Source organism: Arthrobacter oryzae (assembly GCF_003634095.1).
GTDB classification, from domain to species: domain Bacteria; phylum Actinomycetota; class Actinomycetes; order Actinomycetales; family Micrococcaceae; genus Arthrobacter; species Arthrobacter oryzae.
In genome coordinates, this window is sequence record NZ_RBIR01000007.1 from 141,227 (window position 1) to 167,275 (window position 26,049).

General features: G+C 67.3%; 27 protein-coding genes and 1 riboswitch. Of the genes, 11 read left to right on the forward strand and 16 right to left on the reverse strand.

Annotated features, from left to right (window positions below; all coding sequences use genetic code 11):
- Positions 1–251: 251 nt before the first annotated feature.
- Complete coding sequence (locus C8D78_RS15185) at positions 252–569, forward strand: hypothetical protein (RefSeq protein WP_244208428.1); 318 nt, start codon at positions 252–254, stop codon at positions 567–569.
- A 345-nt stretch (positions 570–914) separates the two neighbouring features.
- The gene (locus C8D78_RS15190; RefSeq protein WP_120954697.1) at positions 915–2,846 is read left to right on the forward strand and encodes a DEAD/DEAH box helicase; all 1,932 of its coding nucleotides are present in this window, start codon (positions 915–917) and stop codon (positions 2,844–2,846) included.
- Between the two features lie 107 nt (positions 2,847–2,953).
- Here the strand turns inward: C8D78_RS15190 and C8D78_RS15195 are convergent, their stop codons facing one another.
- The 6 genes from C8D78_RS15195 to C8D78_RS15220 all read right to left on the reverse strand — a co-directional run bounded on the left by C8D78_RS15195 (position 2,954) and on the right by C8D78_RS15220 (position 7,202).
- Positions 2,954–3,604: an MBL fold metallo-hydrolase gene (locus tag C8D78_RS15195; protein WP_120954698.1), complete on the reverse strand. Its 651-nt coding sequence runs from the start codon at positions 3,602–3,604 to the stop codon at positions 2,954–2,956.
- Between the two features lie 22 nt (positions 3,605–3,626).
- Positions 3,627–4,637: an aldo/keto reductase gene (locus C8D78_RS15200; protein ID WP_120954769.1), complete on the reverse strand. Its 1,011-nt coding sequence runs from the start codon at positions 4,635–4,637 to the stop codon at positions 3,627–3,629.
- A 157-nt stretch (positions 4,638–4,794) separates the two neighbouring features.
- The gene (locus C8D78_RS15205) at positions 4,795–5,187 is read right to left on the reverse strand and encodes a DMT family transporter (RefSeq protein ID WP_120954770.1); all 393 of its coding nucleotides are present in this window, start codon (positions 5,185–5,187) and stop codon (positions 4,795–4,797) included.
- 2 nt (positions 5,188–5,189) lie between these two features.
- Entirely contained in the window at positions 5,190–5,513 is a 324-nt protein-coding gene (locus C8D78_RS15210) for a DMT family transporter (RefSeq protein ID WP_120954699.1), read from the reverse strand.
- A gap of 9 nt (positions 5,514–5,522) precedes the next feature.
- Positions 5,523–5,589, reverse strand: a riboswitch (guanidine-III (ykkC-III) riboswitch).
- Between the two features lie 23 nt (positions 5,590–5,612).
- Positions 5,613–6,362: a cache domain-containing protein gene (locus C8D78_RS15215; protein WP_120954700.1), complete on the reverse strand. Its 750-nt coding sequence runs from the start codon at positions 6,360–6,362 to the stop codon at positions 5,613–5,615.
- Between the two features lie 72 nt (positions 6,363–6,434).
- Complete coding sequence (locus C8D78_RS15220; protein ID WP_120954701.1) at positions 6,435–7,202, reverse strand: FadR/GntR family transcriptional regulator; 768 nt, start codon at positions 7,200–7,202, stop codon at positions 6,435–6,437.
- A gap of 284 nt (positions 7,203–7,486) precedes the next feature.
- Between C8D78_RS15220 and C8D78_RS15225 the strand changes: the two genes are divergently transcribed.
- From C8D78_RS15225 to C8D78_RS15240, 4 genes are all read left to right on the forward strand, one after another.
- Positions 7,487–8,560 carry an ABC transporter ATP-binding protein gene (locus tag C8D78_RS15225; protein ID WP_120954702.1) on the forward strand — a complete coding sequence of 358 codons (1,074 nt, stop codon included), beginning with the start codon at positions 7,487–7,489 and terminating at the stop codon, positions 8,558–8,560.
- Between the two features lie 50 nt (positions 8,561–8,610).
- Positions 8,611–9,798: an ABC transporter substrate-binding protein gene (locus tag C8D78_RS15230; RefSeq protein WP_120954703.1), complete on the forward strand. Its 1,188-nt coding sequence runs from the start codon at positions 8,611–8,613 to the stop codon at positions 9,796–9,798.
- Between the two features lie 70 nt (positions 9,799–9,868).
- The gene (locus C8D78_RS15235) at positions 9,869–10,798 is read left to right on the forward strand and encodes an ABC transporter permease (RefSeq protein WP_208641976.1); all 930 of its coding nucleotides are present in this window, start codon (positions 9,869–9,871) and stop codon (positions 10,796–10,798) included.
- A 13-nt stretch (positions 10,799–10,811) separates the two neighbouring features.
- Positions 10,812–11,639: an ABC transporter permease gene (locus tag C8D78_RS15240; protein ID WP_120954704.1), complete on the forward strand. Its 828-nt coding sequence runs from the start codon at positions 10,812–10,814 to the stop codon at positions 11,637–11,639.
- Here C8D78_RS15240 and C8D78_RS15245 read toward each other — a convergent pair.
- Complete coding sequence (locus C8D78_RS15245; protein WP_120954705.1) at positions 11,636–12,292, reverse strand: HutD/Ves family protein; 657 nt, start codon at positions 12,290–12,292, stop codon at positions 11,636–11,638. The two genes, C8D78_RS15240 and C8D78_RS15245, sit on opposite strands and share 4 nt — an antisense overlap.
- A gap of 152 nt (positions 12,293–12,444) precedes the next feature.
- On the opposite strand from C8D78_RS15245, the gene C8D78_RS15250 reads away from it, so the two are divergent.
- A complete protein-coding gene (locus C8D78_RS15250) occupies positions 12,445–13,047 on the forward strand; it encodes a phosphoribosylanthranilate isomerase (RefSeq protein WP_120954706.1) in 603 nt (200 codons plus the stop codon).
- Positions 13,048–13,219: 172 nt separating this feature from the next.
- Here C8D78_RS15250 and C8D78_RS15255 read toward each other — a convergent pair whose 3' ends face one another.
- From C8D78_RS15255 to C8D78_RS15285, 8 genes are all read right to left on the reverse strand, one after another.
- Positions 13,220–13,948: a LamG domain-containing protein gene (locus C8D78_RS15255; protein ID WP_244208429.1), complete on the reverse strand. Its 729-nt coding sequence runs from the start codon at positions 13,946–13,948 to the stop codon at positions 13,220–13,222.
- Positions 13,949–14,025: 77 nt separating this feature from the next.
- A complete protein-coding gene (locus C8D78_RS19750; protein ID WP_167467925.1) occupies positions 14,026–14,196 on the reverse strand; it encodes a hypothetical protein in 171 nt (56 codons plus the stop codon).
- Positions 14,193–14,570, reverse strand: a complete 378-nt coding sequence (locus C8D78_RS15260) for a hypothetical protein (protein ID WP_120954707.1) — start codon at positions 14,568–14,570, stop codon at positions 14,193–14,195. The genes C8D78_RS19750 and C8D78_RS15260 overlap by 4 nt, the downstream gene beginning before the upstream one ends.
- A complete protein-coding gene (locus tag C8D78_RS15265; protein WP_120954708.1) occupies positions 14,560–16,440 on the reverse strand; it encodes a hypothetical protein in 1,881 nt (626 codons plus the stop codon). The genes C8D78_RS15260 and C8D78_RS15265 overlap by 11 nt, the downstream gene beginning before the upstream one ends.
- Before the next feature lie 11 nt (positions 16,441–16,451).
- Complete coding sequence (locus tag C8D78_RS15270; RefSeq protein WP_120954709.1) at positions 16,452–18,539, reverse strand: glycosyltransferase; 2,088 nt, start codon at positions 18,537–18,539, stop codon at positions 16,452–16,454.
- Between the two features lie 11 nt (positions 18,540–18,550).
- The gene (locus C8D78_RS15275) at positions 18,551–19,651 is read right to left on the reverse strand and encodes a hypothetical protein (protein ID WP_120954710.1); all 1,101 of its coding nucleotides are present in this window, start codon (positions 19,649–19,651) and stop codon (positions 18,551–18,553) included.
- 144 nt (positions 19,652–19,795) lie between these two features.
- The gene (locus tag C8D78_RS15280) at positions 19,796–20,794 is read right to left on the reverse strand and encodes a glycosyltransferase family 2 protein (protein WP_120954711.1); all 999 of its coding nucleotides are present in this window, start codon (positions 20,792–20,794) and stop codon (positions 19,796–19,798) included.
- Between the two features lies 1 nt (position 20,795).
- Complete coding sequence (locus C8D78_RS15285; RefSeq protein ID WP_244208430.1) at positions 20,796–21,575, reverse strand: glycosyltransferase family 2 protein; 780 nt, start codon at positions 21,573–21,575, stop codon at positions 20,796–20,798.
- 672 nt (positions 21,576–22,247) lie between these two features.
- Here C8D78_RS15285 and C8D78_RS15290 point away from each other — a divergent pair.
- Positions 22,248–22,979 (forward strand): glycoside hydrolase family 16 protein, encoded by a 732-nt coding sequence (locus C8D78_RS15290; RefSeq protein WP_244208431.1) that lies wholly within the window; start codon positions 22,248–22,250, stop codon positions 22,977–22,979.
- Between the two features lie 39 nt (positions 22,980–23,018).
- On the opposite strand, the gene C8D78_RS15295 is transcribed toward C8D78_RS15290, so the two are convergent.
- Positions 23,019–24,128 carry a metallophosphoesterase gene (locus tag C8D78_RS15295; protein WP_244208432.1) on the reverse strand — a complete coding sequence of 370 codons (1,110 nt, stop codon included), beginning with the start codon at positions 24,126–24,128 and terminating at the stop codon, positions 23,019–23,021.
- A 317-nt stretch (positions 24,129–24,445) separates the two neighbouring features.
- On the opposite strand from C8D78_RS15295, the gene C8D78_RS15300 reads away from it, so the two are divergent.
- The 3 genes from C8D78_RS15300 (at position 24,446) to C8D78_RS15310 (ending at position 26,021) form a co-directional block, all read left to right on the forward strand.
- Positions 24,446–24,997: a YceI family protein gene (locus C8D78_RS15300; RefSeq protein WP_120954713.1), complete on the forward strand. Its 552-nt coding sequence runs from the start codon at positions 24,446–24,448 to the stop codon at positions 24,995–24,997.
- Between the two features lie 78 nt (positions 24,998–25,075).
- Positions 25,076–25,489: a YccF domain-containing protein gene (locus C8D78_RS15305; protein ID WP_120954714.1), complete on the forward strand. Its 414-nt coding sequence runs from the start codon at positions 25,076–25,078 to the stop codon at positions 25,487–25,489.
- 58 nt (positions 25,490–25,547) lie between these two features.
- Positions 25,548–26,021 (forward strand): SRPBCC family protein, encoded by a 474-nt coding sequence (locus C8D78_RS15310; RefSeq protein ID WP_120954715.1) that lies wholly within the window; start codon positions 25,548–25,550, stop codon positions 26,019–26,021.
- The last annotated feature ends 28 nt before the right edge of the window (positions 26,022–26,049 follow it).

Below are 26,049 nucleotides of genomic sequence, written 5' to 3' on the forward strand. Positions count from 1 at the left end.
GCCCCGTCTCCTCTCATCGCCTGTCCGCCCACCATGCTCCTCCGGGACGCGGCGGCGGTCAATGATGCGGCGGCCGGCTGCGATCGCGGGCGACGGCGGCGGTCATCGGCCGCGGTCACGGCCCGGCCTTGACGCCGCAAAGTGCGGCGGAGGCGAAGTGACACACGGAAAACACGCTCCGGAAACGATTTCGAAACGTGGGTCGTGAATGCTGGGCGCAAGACGTTGAAACGCTGGGGAAGGCAATGATCATGGACGTTGACGAAGCACGGCACATCCGCCGCTCCGGCGAGCTGAACGTGGGCGATGAGATCGAGGCCTGGCATAACGGCAAACTCTTCCACCGGGGCACGGTGACCCAGACGGTCACTGCCGTGGACCTCTTCTGGATCCTGGATTCCCGGACGGGTACGCGCCGCCTGATTGACGCCGAGGCCCTGGTGATCCTGCGTGCGGCACCCCCGGGCGCTGCCCGCACGGCGTCCCCGGCGCCCGGCCCCACGTCCGTCCGCATACCCTCCCAGTCGCCCCACATCCCGCTGTTCCAGGCCCCCCGCCTGGCGGGCTAGGAACGGCCCCGAAGTCCGCGGATAGGGGGCCGGGTCCCGCCGGATGATAGACTGGTGAAACTTGATGTGCAGTGATGCCCACTTTGGTTCCGGTTGACCGGCTTCGGCCCGCCTTTCGGATCCCCTGCCGGATCCCTTCGGGAATGCGTTCGCAGGCAGTGGGTTTTTTTCATGTGAGAGGCACATCCTGCGTCGATGAACGCGTTCCATTTGGTCCCGGCGGCCGCTTGCTGAACTTTGGCAGCAGCCCGGTTGATCACCTGACTTTTCTTCGGCGAACCCCTGGGCCAACCGGCACCGGGGGCCGATATCCGCATGGATACCGCCTGAAAGACCTTGAAACACATGACTACTTTCGCTGCCCTCGGCACGCCCAAGGCCCTTGCCGACACCCTTACCGCCCAGGGAATCGTTGAACCGTTCCCCATCCAGGTCAAGACCCTCCCGGACACCCTGGCCGGACGCGACGTCCTCGGCCGCGGCCGCACCGGCTCCGGCAAGACCATCGCTTTCGCCATCCCGCTTGTAGCACGACTCGCTGAGCGGGAAGCCAAGCACTTCCGCAAGCCCGGCCGCCCGATGGGCCTGGTCCTCGCGCCGACCCGTGAGCTGGCCACCCAGATCAACGCGACCATCGAGCCGATGGCCAAGGCCATGGGCCTGAATACCACTGTGATCTACGGCGGCATCTCCCAGGCCCGCCAGGAAAAGGCCCTGCGCGCCGGCGTCGACATCGTCATCGCCTGCCCGGGCCGCCTGGAGGACCTGATCCGCCAGCGCATCCTGACCCTCGAAGGCGTCGAAATCACCGTCCTGGACGAGGCCGACCACATGGCCGACCTCGGCTTCCTGCCGGTGGTCAAGAAGCTCATGGACATGACCCCCAGGCAGGGCCAGCGCCTGCTCTTCTCCGCCACCCTGGACAACGGCGTTGACAAGATCGTCCAGCGTTACCTGTCCAACCCGCTGACGCACGCCGTGGATGAATCACAGGCCGCGGTGACCACCATGGAACACCACGTGCTCGTCGTCAACGACCAGACCGTCAAGAAGCAGCTGATCGTCGAGCTCGCCTCCGGCGCCGGCCGCCGCGTGCTCTTCCTGCGCACCAAGCACCACGCCCGCAAGCTTGCCAAGACCCTCACCGACGCCGGCATCCCCGCCGTCGACCTGCACGGCAACCTCTCGCAGAACGCCCGTGACCGCAACCTGGCCGAGTTCTCCTCCGGCGAGGTCCGCGTCCTGGTGGCCACCGACGTCGCGGCCCGCGGCGTCCACGTCGACGACGTCGAGCTGGTCATCCACGTGGATCCGCCCACGGAGCACAAGGCGTACCTGCACCGCTCCGGCCGTACGGCCCGCGCCGGTTCCGACGGCACGGTTGTGACCCTGACGCTTCCCGAGCAGCAGTCCGACGTCAAGAAGCTCATGAAGGCTGCCGGCGTCGAGGTCAACTTCGAGCGCGTCACCGCCAGCTCGCCGCTGGTCGCCCAGCTGGTCGGCGAAATGGCCGACAAGATCGACCCGCGCACCCGCGCCGCGCTGCTGGCCGCCAAGTCCAACCAGGGCGGTGGCAGCTCCACCGGTGCCAACGCCGAGCGCAAGCGCGCCCGCCGGACCACCCAGGCTGCACCCACTGCGGGTGGCCGCGGCGGCCGTGGCGGACGCGGACGCGTCGGAGCCGAGGCTCCCCGCACCGACCTTCCCCGTGCCGAACGCCGTGCCGTGGCCTACGAAGGCCAGGCTGCTGCCCGCAACGCCGCAGAGCGTGTCATCGAGCGCAACGAGGACCGGCAGGATGCCGAGCGCGCCGAGCGCCGCAGCGTCCGCGCCCGCTCCACCTCGTACGGCACGCACCGCAACGATGTTCCGTCCGCAGGCGGCCGCGCTTCGGCCGGCCGAGGTTCCGACGGACGCGCCGCAGAAGGACGCAGCGACACCCGGGGCGCTTCGGCTCCCCGCAGCGGCGCACCCCGGACCGGCGGCGCACCCCGGACCGGCGGCGCACCGCGCACCGGCGGCGCATCCCGCACGGGTGGCGCAACCGGCGGCCAGCGCGGCGGACGTCCGGCCACGGGCCAGCGTGCCGCGGCCGGCGCCAAGTCCGGCGGCAGCAAAGCCGGAGGCAGCGCGGCTGTCTGGTCCTCAAACACCGGCGGCACCTCGGGCGGCTCCTACGCGGGCGGCGGCAACGGCCGCTCCGGCGAAGGCCGTCCGGCCCGCAGCGGCCCCCGCCGCGCTTCGGCTCCGGCCTCGAACGAACGCCGCAGCCGCTAAGGTTTCGGGTTTCCGCTACGAAAACGGACGGCCGCTACGGGGATCCCCCTAGCGGCCGTCCGAAAACGCGGCGGCTGTCCGAAAACGCCGCATAAAAGGGCTGAAACTTACCAGCCGCGGGCGCGCCACTCATCCAGATGTGGGCGTTCCGCACCCAGGGTGGTGGGCTTGCCGTGGCCGGGGTGCACCACGGTGTCATCCGGGTAGACGTCGAACAGCCGCTCGCTGACATCGGTGATCAGCTGGGCAAACCGCGCCGGATCCTTCTGGGTGTTGCCCACGCCGCCGGGAAACAGCGAGTCGCCGGAGAAGATATGTGCCGGCCCCTCCGGGTCTTGGTACACCAGGGCAATCGAGCCCGGGGTATGGCCGCGCAGATGCACGGCGGTCACGTCGAAGCCGTCGAAGGTGCCGACGTCCCCGTGATCCAGCAGTACATCGACCGGCACCGGCAGCCCGGGGGCGTCTTCCGTCCCGGCCGCCGTCTTCGCCCCGGTCGCTTCAACCAGCCCCGGCAGTGCGCGGACGTGGTCCCAGTGCTGGTGGGTGGTGGCAATTAGCGCCAGCTTCGGCGCCGCGGCAGTGTCCGCGGCGGCATCCGCGAGCAGTTCCTCGATGGCGGCCAGATCATCGGCCGCATCGATCAGGAGCTGCGCGCCGGATACTTTGCTGGTGAGTAGATACACGTTGTTGTCCATCTCGCTGACCGAAATCCGGCGGATGGTGATGTCACGTAAAGAGTGAATGAGCGAGTCCATGGGCTTCAGTTTACGGACGCGGTCATTCACGGCCCTCGGACACCCAGGTGGGGTCCGCGGAGCGGGAGCCGACGACGGCATCCGCGGCGGCGTCGAGCGCCTCGAGTTGCGCCGGCGTCAGGACCAGCGCCAAGGCGCCGAGGTTCTCATCGATCCGGTCCGCCTTGCGGGTGCCGGGGATGGGGACCACCGGCAATCCGAACTTCCGGCCCTGGCCCAGAAGCCAGGCCAGCGCCACCTGGGCAGGCGTCGCCGGTTGCCCGGAGACGGTCAGCTCGGCGGCGACAGTCTTCACGGCTGCCACCACGCCCTGGTTGGACGCTGCCGCACTTTGGGCGAAGCGCGGGATGTTGCGGCGGAAGTCGTTGCTGCCCAGCTTTGACGCGTCCACTGTGCCGGTGAGGAATCCCCGGCCCAGCGGCGAGTAGGGCACGAAGCCCACGCCGAGCCCGGCCGCGGCAGGAACAACGTTGCGTTCCACATCGCGGCTCCAGATGGACCATTCGCTCTGGACCGCGGCGATCGGGTGGACTTTGCTCGCATCGCGCAGCTCCTCGGCCGTCACTTCGGACAGGCCCAGGTGCCGCACCTTGCCGGCCTGTACCAGCTTCGCCATGGCCTCCACGGTTTCCACAATCGGAACGCGGAGGTCACGGCGGTGCATGTAGTACAGGTCGATGGTGTCGGTGCCCAGCCGCTGCAGGCTGCGGTCCACGGCCTGTTCCACGTAGGCGGCGTCGCCACGGATGTCGGTGTAGCCGGCCGCTGGGTTACCCACCAGGCCGAACTTGGTGGCCAGCTGGACCTCGTCCCGCCGCTCCTTGAGCAGCTGCCCGATCAGCTCCTCGTTGCTGCCGCCGCCGTAGATGTCCGCCGTGTCCAGGAACGTGACTCCGGCGTCGACGGCGTCGTGCAAAGTTTTCAGGGCCTCGGCCGGGTCCACTTCCCCGTACACAGGGGTCAGGGCCATGCCGCCGAATCCCAGGGGGCTGACCGTAAGGCCGTCGCCGAGCTGGACTGGTGCTGCCGTCATCTGGATCTCCATTCGCGCGCTGAATAGTTCCGGAGAAGCTCCGTCCCTGCCAAGAACCCCGGGGCGCGCGCGGCTATTCCTGCGCTCCTGCCCGTTTGCTTCCCGGCAGCGGCCCCGGACACGGCGTGTTGCCGGCGATTCACGCGCCGGGCTTGGACTAACTGGGCGGGAGCGTCGGGGAAGCCGCGGCCTTCCCGGCCGGCAGGAGTTTCAGGCCCGCAGCGCAGCCGACGATCCCGGCGATGAACAGCAGCTTGAGCGGGCTGGCCGGTTCGACGCCGGTGGCCATCGCCCAGCCGACCGTCAGGGCCGCGCCGATCCCCACCCAGACCGCGTAGGCGGTACCGAGCGGGATGCGCTTCACAGCCGTGCCGAGTCCGGCCATGCTGAGGGTGGCCGCCACCGCGAACACCAGGGTGGGCAGCGGGCGGGTGAACCCTTCCGACAGGCCCAGGGCCGTGGCCCAGACCGCCTCCAGCACGGCGGACGCGAGCAGGATCAGCCAGGCAAGGGCTGCGGAACGGTCTTCGGGGCGGCTATTCGATGCCATGATCATGCCACCAGCTTCAGGCCGACGACGCTCGCCGCGATCCCGCCGAGCAGCAGGATCCGGGCCGCCGTCGCGCGTTCAACCCTGGTGATAATCGCGTAAGCGGAGGTCAGCACCACGCCTACCCCCACCCAGACGGCATAGCCGGTGCCGGGCGGGATGGACTGCATCGCGACGGCGAGGCCCCCTGTGCTGGCAAGGACGGAGACGAGGAAGACCAATCCCGGGACCACCCGGCGGCGGCCCGTGGCCTGTGTGGTGCGGTGCAGGGCGGCGGCCCAGACGGCCTCCAGGGCCCCGGAAAGAATGAGTATTAGCCACGACATGAGAGCTCCTGTGGCCAGTCTTGTCGCGCACCGGGTACTGAACCGTCGTCCGGAGGCCCCGGACAGGGGGCCTTGGCGTCCAAGTTTAGCAAGGCCGGCTTAGCGCGCGACGGCGTCGCTCCAGACCGTGAACGTGCGCCCCACCGGGTAGTGCCGGCACGGCTCGTCCGGCGCGGCAAGGTCTCCGGCGTCGATGTCGGACGCCGCTGACACCACGGCCCGGCCGTCGGCGTTGGCCAGCACCGCCCGGGGGCCGACACGGCGCAGGGCCGGCATCGCCCAGCGTTCAAGGCGCTGGACCGTGACGTCGACGCCCACGATTCCTGCGACCGGGCCGTCGGGGCGGGCGAAGACCGGGTGCGTGAAGGTCAGGACGTACTCGTCGGTGCAGAGGAAGTCCACGTAGGGCCCGGTGACATGCGCCCTGCCCGTTTCGACGGGGATCCTGAACCACTCGGCCTTGACGTAGCGGCTGATGGAGTTGGGGCTGAAGTTCGCCAGCGCATCCACCGGTTCCAGGTCCGGTCCCTGCCACCAGGCGATGTAGCTGCGCTCGGGCCCGAGCAGCCCGGCGTTGGCGATGAATCCCGCGCCGGCTGCGTAGCCGCCGGGCAATTGCACGAGCTCCTCGACCACCGGCCGGATGAGCTTGTCCACGGCCGTGCCGGTGACCTTCCCGGACATGGCGGCCAGGGCGGCCCCGGTCTCGGCGGCCCAGGCCGCAAGGCGCTGCTCGATTCCGGCGATGGTGGCGTCGAGTTCGACGGCGGCCTGCTCGGCTGCCGTCGCTACGGGGGCGGGCTCGGCCGATGCTGCGGACGGCCCCGCGGCGGAGGTGGCTTCGGACATGATTCCTTGCCTTAGCTCGAAGGTGCCGGGACGGGGTGATGAAGGTCGTGCGGTCGATAGCGGCCGATGGCGTCAGTGCGGCGGATCAAAATCGTCCGGCCAGTAGCGTTTGGCCTGCTCGGCCAGCAGCCAGTCGGTGGTGGCCGAGATCAGGGCCTTGACCTCCGTTTCGGCGGCCCCGGGCCGGTGGCACTCGATCGCGGCGGCCACGTCCTCGAGGATCACCCTGGTGCGCGCGCGGTACCCGGAGTCGGCACAAGGCAGCAGCGTGAACGTGCCGAGATCGGCCTGCAGTCGGATGAGTTCCCGGGCCAGCCGGGCCGAGCGGGCAATGGCCGCGACTTCCAGCAGGAACTCGGACAGCGCCAGGCGCCAGCTCGGGGGATCATCGTCCGCCGCGGGAATGAACGACCGCAGCGTGGCGACGTCGGCGGCGTCGGAGCGCCGCGCCGCGACTCCCGCGCAGGCCGCGGCGATCGCCTGATAGTGCAGCGCCAGGTCCCGGATCTGCAGCCGGCTCAGCTCGTGCAGTTGCGCCAGGGCCCGTTCCCGGGAGGGCAGCACGTCATCGGCTATGAAGCTTCCGCCGCTGCGGCCGCGCGCGGTCCGGATGATGCCCGAGGCGCGCAGCTGGGACAGCGCCTCACGCGCCGTCACCGCGGACACCCCGAGGGCCGCGGCCAGTTCGGTTTCGTTCGGCAGCCGCTGGCCGCTGGTCAGCAGGCCGGTCTCCACCGCCTGCTCGATCCGGCCGCACACCTCATCAACGAGGCCGCGGGATTTGATCGGCGTGAACACGGCCGCGAGGCTCCGGGAGGCGCCCTCGGGCGACAACAGCATCAGGGCCTCCCTTCCCTCCAGCGGTATGCGAACCGCCCCCTGCCGGGGCGTTCGCGCAGGTCTGAGTGCAAGGTCCGGGACCGGCGCCGCCGTGCGCCGTCCGGGCTGATGACATCCTAATCCCGGTTTTGCCGGAGGGTCTATACATAAATCCTATGAAGTAATAGCATTTTGGCCAGCAGTCCGGTGTGGCCTGGATCACATTGCGCTGCGTGGCACCTGCTTGGACTAACCGCAACGACGCAACCGCAACGACGCACCGGCAACGACGTAAGGCGCACCGCATGACCGAAACACTGGCCGCTGGCTCCGCGACCGGGACCGAAGAGGTTCCGGCGATCCGCCTCCGCAAGCTCACCAAGGTATTCGGGGACACCGTCGCGGTTAATGCCGTGGACCTGGACATCCGCAACGGGGAATTCTTCTCCATGCTCGGCCCGTCGGGATCAGGCAAGACCACGGTCCTGCGGCTGATCGCCGGCTTCGAGCTGCCGACGTCCGGCAGCATTGAACTCGAGGGCAAGGACGTCACGGCGACGGCGCCTTTCCAGCGGGACGTCAACACCGTTTTTCAGGACTACGCACTGTTCCCGCATATGTCCCTCGTGGACAACGTCGCCTACGGGCTGCGCGTGCGCGGCATGCCCGCGAACCAGCGCCGGGAGCGGGCCAGGGAGGCCCTGGACCGGGTCCAGCTCGGGAAATTCGTGGGCCGCAAGCCCGCGCAGCTCTCCGGCGGCCAGCGGCAGCGCGTTGCCCTGGCCCGGGCGCTCGTCGTGGAGCCGAAGGTCCTTCTGCTGGACGAGCCGCTCGGCGCGCTGGACCTGAAGCTCCGGCAGCAGATGCAGGTCGAACTCAAGGAATTGCAGCGCTCGCTGGGGATCACCTTCATCTTCGTCACTCACGACCAGGAGGAGGCCCTGACCATGAGTGACAGGATCGGTGTCTTCAACAACGGCAGCATCGAACAGATCGGCACCGCGCACGACATCTACGAGCGCCCCGGAGGCATTTTCGTGGCCAATTTCGTCGGGACCTCCAACATATTCGACGCCGGCCAGGCCGCGGGCATCTATGACCGGGCGGAGCCCCTGTGCATCCGGCCCGAGCGGCTGCGCGTGGCCTGGAACGGCGGAGCGGAGGGCCGTGCGGGCACCTCGTCCCGGCCCGGAACGGTGACGTCCTTCGTCTACGTCGGGCACGCCACCCAGGTGCGGGTGCAGCTCGACGGCGGCCCCGCCGTCGTCGCGCTCGTTCCGGAAAAGCTTCCCGGCAGCGACGCGGAGCTGGTGAACCGGCACGTGACCGTGAGCTGGGACGACGACGCCGTCGTCTGGCTTCCGGCCCACGGCGCCTGACGCCGCGCCGCGCCCATTCGTCGATTTACCCCCATCGAAAGGTAAGGATCATGGCACCAAGAACGAAGGCCTCCCTCGTGGTCGGGGTGGTCGCGGCGGCGGCGCTCGCGCTCGCCGGCTGCGGAACCAGCGGCGGATCGGGCTCCTCGCCCTCGGCGCAGCCGGTCAAGACCGAGATCGGCGCCGGTGAAGGCCAGCTGTCCATCCTCGGGTGGCCGGGGTATGTCGAGGACGGCAGCAACGACCCCGCCGTGGACTGGGTGCATCCGTTCGAAAAGGAGACCGGATGCAAGGTCAGCTTCAAGCCGTTCGGCACCTCTGATGAGGCAGTGACGCTGATGCGCACCGGTCAGTACGACGTCGTCTCGGCTTCCGGGGATGCCTCGCTGCGCCTGGTCGCCGGCCAGGATGTGCAGCCGGTCAACATGAGCCTGCTGAAGAACTACCCGGATATCTACCCGTTCCTGAAGGACAAAGCCTGGAATACCGTCAACGGCACGAACTACGGCATGCCGCACGGCTGGGGCGCCAACCTGCTGATGTACTCCACGGACAAGGTCACCCCGGCGCCCACTTCCTGGAGCGCGGTGTTTGACGACGCCGCCAAGCACACCGGCAAGGTCACGGCCTACGATTCGCCCATCTACATCGCCGACGCCGCCATGTACCTCATGGCGCACAAACCGGAGCTGGGCATCAAGAACCCGTACGCGCTGGACAAGGACCAGCTGGCCGCCGCCGTGGACCTGCTCAAGCAGCAGCGCACGCACATCGGCGAGTACTGGAGCGACGTCGTCAAGGAGGTCCAGGCCTTTACTTCAGGGAGCACCGTGGTCGGCACCACCTGGCAGGTGGGGGCGAACATCGCGGCGTCCGACGGCGCTAAAGTGGCGACCCTGGTTCCGACAGAGGGTGCCACCGGCTGGTCGGACACCTGGATGATCGGGGCCAAGACCAAGAACGTCAACTGCGCCTACAAGTGGCTCGACTACATCGCCAGTCCCAAGGTGAATGCCCAGGTGGCGGAGTACTTTGGCGAATCCCCGGCCAACGCGAAAGCCTGCGCGCAGACCAAGGACCCCAAGCACTGCGAGACGTACCACTCCAGTGATGCGGCCTACGCCGGAAAGATCTGGTACTGGACCACCCCGGTGGCCGAATGCCTCGACGGCCGCAAGGACGTCAAATGCACCGACTATTCGGAATGGACCAAGGCCTGGACGGCAATTAAGGGCTGATTCCGGTCCTCAGACCGTACTGACTCCGGAAAGAACAGCCGGCCCGAGGGCCGGCGGAATATAAGGCGAGATGGCACAACAGACGCAACAGCTTCCACCCGGCGCACCCCGTAGTTCCGGGGCCGTACCCCGGGCGAAGGCCAACGCCTTCTCGGCGCTGCTCCACCGCTCGCCCCGGCTGAGGCTTGCCGCGTTGCTTACGGCCCCTGCCGGCTGGCTGGTGCTCGTCTATATCGCCGCCCTGGCAGCACTGCTGATCACCGCGTTCTGGACCGTGGACACCTTCACCGGGCAGGTGTCCACGGTCTGGACCACTGAGAACATCGTCACCGTGCTGACGGATCCGGTGTATCAACGGATCACGCTCCGGACACTGTGGATCGCCATCGCGGTCACAGTGATCGACATGATCCTGGCGCTGCCCATCGCCTTCTTCATCGCCAAGGTGGCCGGCGCCCGCTGGGAGAAATTGCTTGTGGTGGCCGTGCTGATGCCGCTGTGGGCCAGCTACCTCGTCAAGGCCTACGCCTGGCGGAATGTCCTGGCCGAGGGCGGGCTGCTGGAGTGGCTCGGCGCGCCGATCGGCTTGTCGTCGCCGGGCTACGGCGAGACGGCGGTCATCCTGACCCTGTCCTACATCTGGCTGCCGTACATGATCCTGCCGATCTACGCGGGCTTTGACCGGGTGCCCGACTCCCTGCTGGAAGCCTCCGGGGACCTCGGCGCGAAGCCGCTGACCACCATGCGCCTGGTGATGCTTCCGCTGCTGGTCCCGTCCATCATTGCGGGCACGATTTTCACGTTCTCCCTGTCCCTGGGTGACTACATCACGGCCCAGATCGTCGGCGGGACCACCCAGATGCTCGGCACCGTGGTCTACGCGAACGTCGGAGCCGCGAACAACCTGCCCTTTGCCGCGGCGGTATCGCTGGTTCCGATCGCCATCATCATGTTCTACCTCTTCGTCGTCCGCCGTACCGGCGCCCTGAACAACCTGTAGCGAAAGGCGCATCATGAGACTTTCCCGCGGCGCCAAAGTGGTCCTGGGCGTCATCACAGCGCTGGTGCTGTTGTTCATCTACACCCCGCTGATGCTGGTGGTGGTGAACTCCTTCAACGCGGACCGGACGTTCGGCTGGCCGCCGAAGGGCTTCACGCTGGAATGGTGGGGCAAGGCTTTTGACTCACCCGGTGTGAGGGACGCCGTCGTGTCCTCCTTGTGGGTGGCGCTGGTGGCGACCGCCATCTCGCTGGTGCTGGGGACTCTGCTGGCGATGTCATTGCAGCGTTACGCGTTCTTCGGCCGCGACGTCATCAGCCTCCTGGTGATCCTGCCGATCGCGCTGCCCGGCGTTGTCACGGGCATCGCCCTGAACAACATGTTCACCACCATCCTGGGCGTGCCCCTGAGCCTGTGGACGGTGGTGATCGCCCACGCAACGTTCTGCATGGTGACCGTGTTCAACAACGTCATTGCCCGGCTCCGGCGCATGAGCGCCGGCCTGGAGGAAGCCTCCGCCGATCTCGGTGCCGGCGTGTTCACCACATTCGGGCTGGTGACCTTTCCCCAATTGCGTTCGGCCCTGCTGGCCGGCGGGCTGCTGGCCTTCGCGCTGAGCTTCGATGAGATCATCGTTACCACGTTCACGATCGGGGCCGGTGAGACCACCCTGCCGATCTGGATCCTGCAGAACCTCTTCCGCCCGAATCAGGCGCCGGTGGTCAATGTCGTGGCCGTCGTGCTGATTGTGGTCTCGATCGTTCCCATCTGGCTGGCGCAGCGGCTGGCGGGGGACTCGGTAGGCGTCAGCGGGGCCCGCGTGAAGGCCGCGAAGGCCTAGTCCGTGCCGGGCTCCGCCGGATCGATGGAGACGACCGCCAGGAAGCCGCGGCCCAGGATTTCCGGCGACGCCGTATCAGCCCCGACGACGGCGTCGTAGCGGTTCAGTTCCACGCGCTGCGCCTCCGGCGCTGGCTCCGGAGCGGCGGCGCCGGACGCGGCGCCGTCCGCAGCCCCGGGGCTGACGGTCGCCTGTCCCTGCAGCAGGATGCCGAACTGGCCGGCGAACACCGGATGGGCGCGTTTCTTGGACAGCTCGATGATGGACGTGTAGCCCTTGAAAGATCCGTTGCGGGTGATGACGTTCAGGTCCCGGATGTCTCCGGTGGGCAGTGCCCCGGCCGACTCGGCGTCCCCGGAGAACCGGAACGGGCGGTACTTTTCGAGCGGATGCTCTGCGCCGTCCACGCTCAGGAGCAGCAACTCGCCGTCAATCACGGTCAGCACCCGCTCCATCCCGGCAAAGGCCGAGAAGGCGCCGGCCTTGGAAACTTCGGCAATGCTGATGCGCCAGTCCCAGGCGTTGTCCGGCGCCGTGCTTTGCCTCGCGGTTTGAACGGACGGGGTCCGGGGATGCCGTGCCACTTCGCGCGTCACCCCGCCGCCGTTGCGCCAGGGGAGGGCTTTGAGCTCGGCATAGCGGATGATCTCCATGGTCTCAGCCTATCTGCCTGCCTCGGCGCTTCGGCCCTCCCTTCGGGGCTGCGCCCGGGCAGCTGTTGCTGCGGGCGGCGTTGACGCAAAGTCGGCGGCGGCGGCCCGGTCTTGCTAACGTCAAAGGCAGGAAGCGCGCAGAAGGAGCCCGAATGTTCGTCAAAGTGTGCGGTCTCAGCACCCCGGAATCGGTCCGAACCGCGGCCGGGGCCGGCGCGGACGCCGTCGGCTTCGTCCTGACCCGCAGCCCCCGGGAGGTCACCCCGGAACAGGTCCGGAACCTCCTGAAGGACCTCCCGGACGGCCTGCCCGCGGTGGGGGTCTTCCGGCACGAGCCTGCCGCCGACGCCGTGGCCATCGCCCGCCAGAGCGGCCTGGCTTGGGTCCAGCTTCACGGCGACCGTTCGCCCGCGGATGTCCGGACAGTCCACGACGCCGGGATGAAGCTGATCCGCGCCGTCACCATGGACGCCGCGCCGGAAGCCTTTGGCGACTGGGGCGAGGACATGCTCCTGATCGACGCCGCTGTCCCCGGCTCCGGAGAAGCCTGGGACTACGGTTCCGTCCGGACCAAGGGGCTTGACGGCCGGCGGTGGCTCCTCGCCGGCGGCCTCGACCCGGCGAACGTGGCCCGGGCGGCCGCGGAGGCCGGGGCGTGGGGCGTCGATGTCTCCTCCGGCGTCGAGTCGGCACGCGGCATCAAGGACCTGGCCAAAATCGGCGACTTCGTGCGGTCAGCCAAGTCTCCGGCATGAGGCCGGCCCGGTGCGGCACGGGGTTTTAAGGCGAGCAGCGCAACGCTGAGGGCCTACAGCGCACGAGAATGGCAGCCGGGGGACGGGTCCCCTGCTGCCATTCTCGTGACGACCCGGCATCAGGCGTTGCTCCGGGCACCCCTATCGGCGCCCGTCGTCTTGGGGTCAGTTCCTAGGAGCGCTTGATCACCACGTGATCGATGTATTCGTCGCCCTTCTGCTGATCGTGCTCCGCCCCGAGCTGTACCTTGCTCAAGCTGCTCCCGAGCATGTTGACGCTCGTGCTGCTGTAGCGCTGCACGCCGTCGAACCATACCTGGACTGTCGACGCGGCGCCGTTGGCGGTGACCCGCATGATGACGTGGTGCCAGGCGCTCAGCGTGATGTTGGAGGAGATCAGCTTCGTGTAGACAAAGGTGCCGTTGGGCGCGGTCACCCGGAGCCACAGCTGCCCGTTGCTGTTGTAGCGGTAGATGTCGGCAACCCGGGTGGATCCGGAGAAGAAGCGGAAGTAGGGGACATCATTGCCGGAGACACCGGCAACGGTGATATTGAACCAGCCCTCAGCGTACGAGGTCTTGGTCCCAGCGGTGAACGCCGGGGAGGAAAGGTTTGCGACCGACCCGATGTCCGTCGTCACGTGCAACTTCACGGAATGCGTGCCGGCATAGGGCTTGGCGGTGGAAACGGCCGCCGTGCCTGTGCCCGATACCGTGGGGATGAGCCCGCAGAGGCCGCCCGACTCAAAACCGGTCGCGACAACAACGGTGCCGGGATAGGAGTTGGTCGGTGCGGGACTGCAGGATGCGGCGGTCGCAACCTGGGCGGAGCCGAAAACAAGGGAACCGGCTACGAGCATTCCGAGCGTCCCCACCGTGCTGAGTGCTTTGAGTTTTCTCATTGAAGATACTTTCCGTGAGTGGTTCGTCTTGTTCATGTATCGCGTTCGTGCCGCGTCGCCGGGCGGACTGGCCACTTTCACGCCAGCCGCACCAGCTGCACGATTGCAGAGATGCCGACTACGGCCAGCAGGGCTGCGGTGATGATCAACATGGTCCGCGGAAGTGCCTTGTCCGGCTTCAAAACGCGCAGCACATCGCAGCCTACGAGTGCCGATACCGTGGCCAGCCCTGTCAGGAAAATAATCATTTCGCACGCACCTCGACGCGCTGTGGCCGCTTGAGCGCAAGTCCCAAGAAGGCGAGGGTCACGGCCGACAGGATGCATACACCCGCCGGAGGGGCCCACAACCGCGCGTAGATCATCGCCGTCGCCACGAGGGTGGACATCGCCAGGCTGAAGGCGATGGCGACGGCGATGGCGAGGGGGAGCGCGCCGGTGGCACGGGCCGAGCGCGTCGGGGCGAACCGGAGGAGCAGAACCAGTGCTGTTCCAGGGCCGGCCAGCATCAGCAGGCCTATTACCGCCAGGCGCAGGCCCTCAGGGCCGACGAACGAAAGCGGTATGGCCGCCACGGCGACGGCCGCCGTCGCATAGCCTAAGTAGCTGCGTTCACTTGCCATTTTTGACTCCTCCGATATGAAAGATCACGCCGCCGGAGTTCTCAAAAACCTTTGTCCACCCCGGGTTGGCGGCGCATGTGGTGACAAAACTGTGAAGACCGCCCGCAGGAGCTGAGCCGCGAAGTTCGGCCGCGTTCTGCTGGCTTTGGGTAACGATGAGGTAAGCGCCCGCGTTATGGGCGATCTGGTTGACCGCGTCACAGCTGAGCGGCGGGGCGTTGGGACCGGGCTCGGCAGCAAGGAGCGCCCGGTAGTCATAGTCCGCGTAGTGCTGGAATCTCCAGGGGGTGTTGCGAACCGCTTCGATGAGGATGGCGCCGGTGGGCGCCGTCGAATAGAGGTGGTTCACTACGGCGATTTCATCTTCGCTGAAGCTCTCCATGCTGTCATTGCCGTACCGCGAAACCACCGTGGTGGTGGCCAGCACAGCGCCCATGACCAACAGACCAAGGGCTCGCTTCAGGCCCACTCCGGCCGATTTATCCGACATCAGCGGCAGCACCGTCAGGCACACCGCAAACGGCAGGCTGAAAAGGTACAGGCGAAGGAGCAGCTCGCCGCCATAGGACTGGAGGGGAATCAGTACCAGCGGCGCAACAGCCCCGGCCGCGGCTGCCAGCCACGGCGCCTTTCGCCGGTAGCCCACAAAGGCGCCGACGGCGGCGAGGATCCAGACCAGGGCGACCTCGGCCATGCGGGTATAGACGACGAGAAGATGTGCGTCGCTGCCTGACACCCTGTTGCTCAGCGCGCCGAGGCTGTTTGCCCCGATGTCGCCCAGCGAGCCGAAGAGCTGGCCGAAGTGCCCCTGCAGGAATGTTGAAGCCGCAAAGAGCAGCCAACCCACGGGCAGGAGCACGGCAAGGACGGGCAGGAAGCGGAGCCGGAGCCGCCCGGTCAGAAGCATGGCGGCCAGGATGGGAATCACGGCGAAGGGGCTGAGCTGATGGGAGGCTGTCATGGCCAGAAGGAAGAGCGCGCAGACCACAACAAGGGCCGCCGCGTCCGTCCGGGGCAGGTCCAGGACGCCCTGGCGGGGGACTGCGCCGTCGAGCTTGGTGACATTCCGGGCAAGCCAACGGGAGAAGCGGGTGCGCTCGGTGGGCCAGGCCCATCCGCCAAAGACGCTCAGCAGGCAGGCGATCAAGGTGAGCATGAGGACGAACGAATAGGCCTGTGGCGACAGATAGTCCTGCCCAACCCAACTTGCCAGATAGAAGATCCATACGGCCGCCCACGCCTGGCGCGGATTTGCCGTCAGGCGCCTGGCCAAGGCCAGGAGCGGTGCCAGCAGGAGGAGGTTGATCCCGATCGGCGCCCAGGTCGCGAGGCCCATCAGGTCCTTGGCCCCCGTGGCTCCCGACAGCATTCCCAAAAGGCTAAAGAATCCCGGCCAGCTGAAGTACGCATCCAGGTTCGAATCGAGCTGGCCCGATTGTGCAATCGTGTCGGCGATGCCCAGGTGGCGGAAGCTCGCTTCCAGCCGGGGCAAGCCGTGGATGATGGGGTCGGCGCCGTCCAAGATAACCACCGTGACCAAGACCTGCCAGGTGAGGAGACTCGGAACGAGGCGGCGAAGACTCAAGGAGGTGACGAACCCGGCCAGGCTGAGCGCGAGAGCTATGAAGTAGGCCGGCGGCAGGGCGCCAATGAGCCCGGCCCCGCCGATCAGCAGGGGATCGACCTGGGTCATGCTCCAGACGCCGAGGGCGAGGGCGGCTGCGCCTGCAGCGGCCAGGGCGCCGACGTGCCACGACGGCGTTAGTCCGAGATTGCGGTGGGTTGGCGGTTTGACGCTGCCGTCCCGCGCGCCCGTCTCATGCCGGTTCGAGGTGCGCTCTGGGAGGCTTGCTGCCGTTTCGCGTGTCATGACTTCTCCATTCAGGTCGGCAGGTGGCGCGCCGCTGAAGGAATCTCGCCTGCGGCGGCGGGCTTCAGTCGGGTCAGGGTGATCAGACGCCGGGCGGCGATCAGCGAGGCTGCCGTTTGTGCAACGGCCCAGAGCACGGACACTCCGGTGAGGCCGTAGCGTTCGGCTACAGGCGCGGCGGGTACCACGACCAGGAGGGCGACCAGTGCCGCGACTGCCGTGGATTCCAAAAGTCGCCCTTGGGCCCGGCACAGCCCGTAGTAGACCTGGGTCACGCAGCTGAGGAGGAGTGCCGGAACGAGTACGGGAAGAAGGACCCATGCGGACGCGTACTGTGACCCGAGGAAGCCCAGGAGCGCAGGGCCGGCAAGCATCAGTATCAGCCCCGCTACGAGCGTGAGCAGGAGACTGGCCCGCAGCGCGGAGGCCACGAGTCCGGGCCGTGCCCGCGTCCCCGCGAGGGCGGTCTGCAGGGTGAATCCGGCTGACTGCGGCACGAAGAACACCGCGGAGGCCATCATCCACACCATGTACCACGCAGCGGTGGGTGCGGCGCCCAAGGTGGCCGCGACGATGAGCGGGAGCAGGTACCCCGGAGCGCGGTCCGCCAGCATGAGGGCATGGTTGGGGAGCCCCGGCTTCAGGAGTCTCAGGGCCGGGCGGGGCCGGAGACCATGCCGCCAGTCGGGGGACACCTTGGCCCGGCCAAGTTGGTTGAGGCCCACGAGGACACTAGCCAGCGCCCCGGCAGCGACAGCGCCCACCACCGCCGCCAGGTCACGGATCCCAAGGGAGAATGCCGCGGCCAGGACCGCGAGCTGCACGAGGCTCTGCGCGAGGCTCCTGACCAGGGTCCGATCGGCACGTTGCTGGGCTACGCCGACGTGGTCAAGCTGATAGGCGCACGCGGCCAGGAGCGCCGTGGCCAGGAAGAGATCGGTGACCAGGGGATCGTTCCATGCCTCGCCCACCCCCGTGCCGATCCAACGCGTGATCATCACCAGCAGTCCCGCCCCCAGCAGGGAGAACGCGGCGACGGTGAGCAGGCTCGTGGCGATCAGGCGCCGTCCGCCGTCAGTTTCGGCGGGCAGAAGCGTCAGCGTGGCCGGCCCGACGCCGAGCATCCCCAGCTGCACGGTCAGGAGGGCTGCAGACACCACCGCCGAGCCGAGGCCTATTTGCGCCGGCAGCAGCACCAGGGCCGCGAGGGCCCAGAACAGGAACCCGGTAACCATGGGGGCGATCCTCGCGGCGGCTAACCAGGCCGCGTTCCCGCCCACGGAGATGGGTTTGTGGGCCGGCCGCAGGAGTTCACCGAACATGGCGCTGTAGTTGTAGACGAGGAAGCCCGCCCAATATGGCAGGAAGCGCGGTGCGCGGAACAGGGACATGCCCGCACCCCGCAAGGTCGCCAGTAGGGGCAGAAACACCAGCCAGCCGTGGCGCCGATGCTTGCGGACGGTCCGGGCCATGCCGGCCCCGTCCTGGAGCCATTGGTCCTTGGCGTAGGCGAACGTGTCGCCGAACCGGTGCCGGACCACAACATTGTCGGAGACGCCGAGCCGGTAGCCGGCCTGCTCCAAACGGATCCGCAGCTCCACATCCTCCCCGGAGCGGAAGTCGTCGTCGAAACCCACCGCGAGGAGCACGTCGCGGCGCATCAGCGTCGCGCTGACGCCGAACCAGCCGCGTACCCGGCTGTGGTTGTGGTGCCATGCCAGCGCCGCGCCCCAGTACCCGGGCCCGTCGGCTTCGCTGGCCAATCCGAACTGCAGGCCGTCGTAGCCGCCGGACTCGAATTCGGCGAGCAGCCCGCGCAGACTATCCGGTGGAAGCACGACGTCGGCGTCGATCAGGGCGACGACGTCACCGGTGGCAAGCCGGGCGCCCAGCATCCGCGCGGCCGGCAGGCCGCGCCCCTCGTCGGAGATGACGGTCGCCCCGCATTCGCGGGCGATTGCGGCTGTATCGTCAGTCGAGCAGCCATCGATCACGATCATCTCGTGCGGGTGCTGGCTGCGGATGGATTCCAGGCACTCGGCCAGCCAGGGCGCGGCATTGCGCGCCGGAACCACAACCGATACCAACAGATCGCTCACGTCACCTCGCCTCACTCATCCAGTTTCGAGCGGACCAGGTTCGCGATGTAGTCAGAGGCCTGGTCCGCGGACCAGGCTGCCGGCAGCCGGAGCAGCCAGCAGGGAACGTCTTCCAGGGCCCGGCGCACCACGGCGGCCTTCTGCCCGAAATGCTCCTCCAGGGGGACGAGGCTGGTGGCGCCCAAAGCCTCCACGAGCCGCCGAGACACCATGGGCAGCTCCGAATGGAAGTTGCCGACGATCCGGGACGTCATCCACTCCGCGCTTCGTGCCTCCAGCCGGGCGTCGGCACCGTCAAAGCGTTCGAGGAAGATGGCCAGCTGGGCCGGCGCCGCCGAAGAAATCCGCTCGGCACCGAAGACGTGCTCGGGCTGAACCATGCGGTGCTCAGGGGACCAGCGCCGGGTGAACGCGGCCGTTTTCGGGTAGCGGACGATGACGGGATGAACCGCCGTTGCCAGGTGGGCCACGGGAGTTGTGAGCCATCCGGGGGCCAGCGGCTTGCGCGTCCCCCGGAACATGTCCGGGTAAATAGCCCGGTGGTGGGGTTTGATGAACATCGGTTTGGCGTAGCCCATGAGCATTCCGCCGGCGCCCATGAAGGCCCAGTCGTCTGCCATGAAGCGCACGTCGTGCATCGCAACCAGCTTCGCCACCGTGCTCGTCTTCCCGACGCCGCCCCAGGCCGGCAGCAGGACCCCGGAGCCGCGGAAGTCCACTACCGCGGCATGGATCATTGCCGTCTCGTCCCGGACACACAGACGATCCAGCAGCGGAATCACCGAGGTGAGAAGCTCGCCGGCGCCTTCGACCCGGTAGCCGTCCTTCGTCTCCATGATCTGAACGCGGTCGGCCGGGATGTACAGGGAATCCCCCGTGAAACGGTACGCATCCTCCGCGTGCGACTGGCCGGAGACCGGTGATACTTTGCCGCCGATGCTGATCCGACGTGGCGCGCGCGACTCCCCGAGGAAGGGCGCGAACATATCCCGCAGCTGCGGTTCACCCGGCGTCCCGGCCTCCACATCTATCCCCACGATCCCGTGGACGTCGAAGGAGGCCCCTGCCGAAGCACTGGTCGGCTGTTTCACGTCGCGTTCAGACTGGCTCATAGTCCAAGCTTTCTGGGTTTGGGGTGCTGCGGTCAGGTGGATCCGGTTGCAGGCGCTGCACCAGGCGGTGTGTGAAGAGACGGTGAGTGAAAAAGCGGTGTGGGAAGACGGATTGTGCGGGGACGGGCATCCCTTCCAAGAGGTTCACTGGACTTCCCTCCAGGGATCTTCTGGCGACGCCGGGACGGGTTTTTGCGGGACGGGCGCGTTGGGCAGGCGCCTGCCGCGGACATAGCCGGTAGCGGTGGCGGCGAGCACGGCGATGATGGCTGCCGCGCGGCCGATGCCGGCCCGGTCCTCGCCGCGGAGCCAGCTGCCGACACCGGCAAACACCGCCCTGGGCAGGATCTGCCGGACGTAGCGGCGTTCCGGGCCCAGTGCCCGCTTGTGGCCGACCACCTTGCTGACCTGAGCCTTGGATATTCCTTCGGCCCAGGAACGTGTAAGCATGTAGCGCAGGGTGCCCCGGCCGGCCGGAACGTGATGGTGGACCAGGGCCGCGGGCTCGTAGACCACCCGTGACCCGGGGGCTCCGATCACCGCGCGGATGCACAGCTCGGTCTCCTCGCAGCCGAACGGAACGGCGTCCTGGCGTCCCAGCGCCGTGTTGAAACCGCCAACACGGTCCAGGACCTCGGCCCGGAAGGACATATTCGCGCCAATGAGGTTGCGGACCTCGGCGGCGACTTTGGGCATTCCCCGGTACGTGCAGCCGACAATCCAGTCGAGCTCGCTGGCGAAATGGCCTGGCCGCCCGGCTTCCCAGAGCGGTTCCACCCGGCCGCCCACAGCAAGGACATCGGGATCGTCGTACAGGGCAACCAGCCGTTCAAGCCAATCCGGCTCGGCTTCGGCGTCGTCGTCGAGGAACGCCACGATCTCTGCCTTGGCGACGGCGGTTCCGGTATTCCGGGCTCCGGAGAGGCCTTTGGCACCGTTGTTCTCCACAATCACTGCGTCCGGGACGGTGAAGATCAGGCGCTTGTAGAGGTCCACGTTGTAATCGACGACGACGATCGTCTGCTTGGGCGGGACGCTCTGGGTGCGGACCGAGTCGAGGGCGGCCATGAGCAGGTCCCAACGGTCCTCCGAGTACGAGCAGATGACCACAGATGCCGCCGGCAAACCGGAGTGCTCGGACATTCTACTCACCCGCCCGGAGGCCAAGAACGCTGCTCGGATCGGTGGGAACATGCGGGAACACCAGGTTTGGATACTTGTACTTGACCCGTCGCAAGGCCTCGGGGCGGGCTCCGGCGGTCGGCGCCTCCCAGCTCACCCGCTCGCGGGCAAGAGTGCGCAGAACCCTCCATCCGTCCCGGAACGTGTGCAGATTCGACTGGCCGGAGATGCGGGAAAGCTCATGGCTGGGAACCTCGGCAATGCGCAGGCCGGCCCTGGAGGCTCGCACAATCAGTTCCGTTTCTATCTCGAAACCGTCCGACTTCAATTCCAGGATGTCGACGCATTCACGGCGGAGCGCGATGTAGCCGTAGCAAAGGTCCGAGTAGTCGCTGTGGAGGACGGCGTTGGCCAGGAGGGTGAGCGCCTTGTTTCCCCCGCTGCGCAGCCAGGTGAGATCATCTGAGCCGCCGCCCGTCACATATCGGGATCCTTTGACGAAGTCGTACTCGTGCTGGAGCGGAGTCACCAGCCAGCCGATTTCCTGGGGATCCATGCTGCCGTCGCCGTCAAGCATGACGATGATGTCCCCTGAGGCCGCCGCGAATCCGGCACGCACCGCGTTTCCCTTGCCGGGGCGCGTTTCCGCCACCACCACCACGTCCAGGCGCAGGGCCCGGGCGACATCGACGGTTGCGTCCAGGGAACGACCGTCAACAATTACCACCTCATCCACATATGAGGGCATACGCCGCAGAACCCACGGCAGGTTCATCGCCTCGTTCAAAGTGGGAATTACCACGCTGACGGACGGGTTTGCCGGCGGAGGCGCCGTTTGAGGACGCACGTTCGGCTTGAGATTCGGGATGGACACTGGCCTCACCACTCAATGACGTATTCTCTGCTCGTCTCAACTGCAGCGCTTCCCGGCCCTACCAACCCGGAAATTAGACCCAATGCTGACGCTGATCAGTTATCGACAACTTAGTTGTTACCCCAGGCTTAAATACTGGTCACGGCACCTTGCGTTAACCTTGGATTAACTTGAACATTCAATTAAAATCGCCGCGAAATCGTTGATGAGATGATGCCTCCGTGCCAGACTGGCCGGATGCGAACACCCGTTCATAGGGGGAGCGTGCCGGGAGGCCGCCGGCGTCCCCTCCCCTCCCGGATCATGCTTGTTCCCGCCATCGTGCTGGTCACGACGCTGGTGGGGTGTGGGGCGGATGCCGGTCCAGCGGGCGAGCGGCCGATGTTCACGTCCCGTTCGGCGTTGCCGGCGGATCCGTCAGCCACGCCGGACGCCGCAACCCAGTCCCCTGGCCCCCAGGCTGCCGTGCCCGGCGGGACTGCAATGCCCAGCCAGGCCGCGGAGGCCGGTGACGGGTCGGCGGCTCCGCCGGCGCCGGGCAGCGGGAGTGCGCCGCAGGCGGGGCCAGCGCCGCTTTCGGCCCGCACCACAGATGTGAAAATGACCGGTGACCTGCCCGGCTGGAAACAGGTCTTCGTCGAGGACTTCTCTGCCGGTGACGTCCCGCTCGGCGGCTTCCCCGGCCCGCTCTACAGCGCCAAGTGGAGCGCCGGCTACAAAGACGGGACGCCGGACACCGCCGCGCAGCGCAGCGGCAAAAAGGCGCGCTCCGGCTACTACCCGTCGAAAGTTCTCAGCGTCCGCAACGGGGCCCTGGACTGGTACCTGCACTCGGAAAACGGGATCTCGATGGGGGCGGCACCGACGCCCAGGATCCCCAACGCCAGCTCCAACCCGCCGCGCGCCAACAGCCTGCTCCACGGCCGGTACTCGGTCCGGTACCGGGGCGACGCCATCGCCGGATTCAAGACGGCCTGGCTTCTGTGGCCGGACAGCGGCGTGTGGCCACGTGATGGCGAGGTGGATTTCCCCGAAGGGGACCTGGCCAGCATCATTTACGGCGCTGCACATTTCGCCCGGAACGGCAGGGACGCGTTCGAGAAACTGGATTCGGACCAGTACGTGACATCGTGGCACGTGGCCACGATGGAGTGGAGTCCCGGCCGGATTGAGTTCTTCCTGGACGGCCAGTCCTTGGGGGTCAGCACCAAGGCGCCCAAGACGCCCATGCACCTGATCCTGCAGACCGAGTCCTGCCTGACCGGCTGCCCGGCCCCGGCGGCGCGGGGCCACCTTTCGCTCGACTGGATCAGCGTCTGGGTGCCGGCCTGAGCCGAACGCCCGGCGGCAGGTGTGCCCTGGCCGCAGGTCCTACCGGCGGCGCACGGTGAAGGAGTCGGAGAACGTGTATCCGTCTGCGGGAACGAACCGGGCAGCCAGTTCATCCGCCGTGGCCGTGACGTCGAGCGTCCCGAGGGCGGGATCCCGGTTCCTGCCGGACGTGCTGGCGAAATACCGCATTTCCGGGTCGTCGGCATGTACATCGTAGAGCCCGACACCGCCGACGCCTACGGTGGCGAACACGGTGCCTGAGCCCTTGACCATGGAGCCGTCGGTATCGGCCAGGCACCCGGAGGTGAAGCTGGCGGGAACGAGTTCCGCGCAGGCCCCGCCCGTGGCCAGTTGGTGCGTCCGCTGATAGACGTGGTCGTGGCCGGACAGGACGAGGTCCACTTTTTTCTCGATCAGCATGTTGGTGAAGTCCTGCCCCGCTAGGCAGCCATAATTTCCGATGCTCAGGCAGGGGGTGTGCATGCCCACCACCGTCCACGGGATATTCTGCGACTTGGCCTCGTCGATTGCGTCCGCGGTCCAGCGCCAGCGTTCGCTGTCCCTGGAATAGTCCAGCGGCTGCCCGTCCCGGAAATCGATGCCGGGGGAGACCAGGATGAAGCGGACAACGGGCTTCTGCGCGGGGACATCTACCCGCCACTGGGTGCCGTATTCGCCTTGGATGCCCGGCAGTTTGTTGGGCAGGCACTGGACGAATTTCGCAATGTCGCCGTCGTGGCCGTCGCTCTCGTGGTTTCCGGTCACCAGCTGGTAGGGAAAGTCCCTGCCGAGCCGGGCAGTGACCATGTCGCAGAACTGCTGTTCGATCCCGGCCTTGTACGCGAAGTCGCCGAGGGCGAGGTTCAGCTGGGGTTCGAGGCCGGCCACGACGTCGAGTACCTTCTTGGCGCCCGTACTGACACCGATGTCCCCCTGGGCGGTGAAGTGCACCGACCCGGCCGGCAACGGCGCTGCACTGGGCGACGGCCGGCCACCCGATGACGGCGGTGCCGGACTCGACGACGACGGCGTGCCGGGAACCGGGGACGGTTCCGGCGGCCCGGGCTGGCACGCGGCGAGCAGCAGGGCGATGCTCAGCACCCATGCGCCTGTGGCCGCCTTGCCACGTTTCCCCAGGGACCTGGCCACGATTCCTCACATCATTTGGTCGATCGGGATTGTGCGGGTGAAGCTGTGCACAGAATCCCGTGAACACGGGTGATTGCCCGGCATTTACAGGCCAGACTAGCCCGGCCCTGGAACGATGGCCAGAGTAGCCCGTGCCCGGATGCGGGCCGCAGGCATGGGCTGCGGCCCGCATGTCCAGCCCGGCGGAAGACTCCGCGCCCCGCGTCAAGGGCCGGCGGGACCTAGCCCGGGACGGGCTTCCTCGTTAGCATGCAGGGTGGGGGAATACCCCGATTGTCCCGGCGGGACAGGCCCGCCCGTGCTCGAAGGAGACCATTGTGACTCTGCCCGAAGGCTTGACCCCCGGAGTGTGGACGCTGGACATGTCCCACAGTGAAGTCGGCTTCAGCGTCCGCCATGCGGGCATCAGCAAGGTCCGGGGGCGGTTCAATGAGGCCACCGCCGAGGCCAGGGTGCGCGAGTCCCTCGCGGATGCCAGCCTGCACGCCACGGTGAAGACGGCCAGCTTCGACTCCGGGGACGCCAACCGCGACGGGCACGTCCGCGGTCCGGACTTCTTCGACGTCGAGAAGTACCCCGACATGACGTTCCGGGCCACCGGGATCCGTGGCGAAGGGGAGGACTACGTGCTGACCGGCGAACTGACGATCCGTGACACCACCAAGACCGTGGAACTCGAGGTCGAGTACACGGGCGTCGCGGTGGACCCCTTCGGCGCTACCCGGGCCGGATTCAGCGCCGAGGCGGACATCAGCCGGAAAGAATTCGGCCTGACCTGGAACGCCGCCCTCGCCGCCGGCGGGCTGCTGGTCAGCGACAAGGTAAAGATCAATGTTGAGGCCGCCATGGTGAAGCAGGCCGATACCTAGGAGCCGTGACGAAAGTCAGCGAAATGATCCCGGCCCCTCCCTAGGTCCAATGTCACTCCCACGGGCGAGAATGGATTCATGAAGACACTCCTGAACATCATCTGGCTGATCTTTGGCGGGCTTTGGCTGGCCCTCGGATACTTCTTTGCCGGCATCATCTGCTGCCTGCTGATAGTCACCATTCCGTGGGGCCTGGCCTCCTTCCGCATCGCGTCCTTCACCCTGTGGCCATTCGGCCGCATGGTGGTGGACAAGCCGGGCGGAAGCGGTGTCTTTACCCTGCTGGGCAACGTCATCTGGCTGCTTGTGGCGGGCATCTGGATCGCCATCGGGCACGTTGTCACTGCCTTCGCGATGGCCATCACCATCATCGGCATCCCGCTGGCCATCGCCAACCTCAAGCTCATCCCGGTCTCGCTGATGCCGCTGGGCAAGCAGATCGTTCCGAGCAATACGCCGTTTGTGCCGACCTACGTCCACGGCCGCCGCTAGGGCTGTGGTGCAGGCGGGGCGGCCCTGCTGTCATTTCTAAGGAATCCGGGAGGGGATCATGAGCGAACTGGCGTCGGGCGACACAGACCTGATGCTGGTGATCGTCCGCGAGTTCAGGGCACCTGTCCAGGTGGTGTGGTCTGCATTGACGGACCCGGACCAGGCACCGCGGTGGTGGGGTCCGCGCGGTTTCCACGTTCCGCGTGAGAGTATCGACGCCGACCTTGAAGTCGGCGGCCTGTACCGCGCCTGCATGGTCCAGGACAGCACCGGGGAGGAATTCTGGTGGAGCGGAGTGCACACCGACATCGAGCCGCCGCAGCTGTTCGTGTTCACCCATGCCTGGGATAAACCGGACGGCACCCGCGGGTTCGAGACCGAGGTGACCATCCGGTTGGATGAGATCGACGGCGGCACCCAGATGACGTTCACGCAGGGCCCGTTCGACTCAGCAGCCAGCCGGGACCGCCACGGCGAGGGCTGGCGTGAATCGTTCGACAGGCTGGCCGATCACCTCAGCGTTGCCGCCTGAGCGCCGGCGGCTGCCGACACTCAGCCGG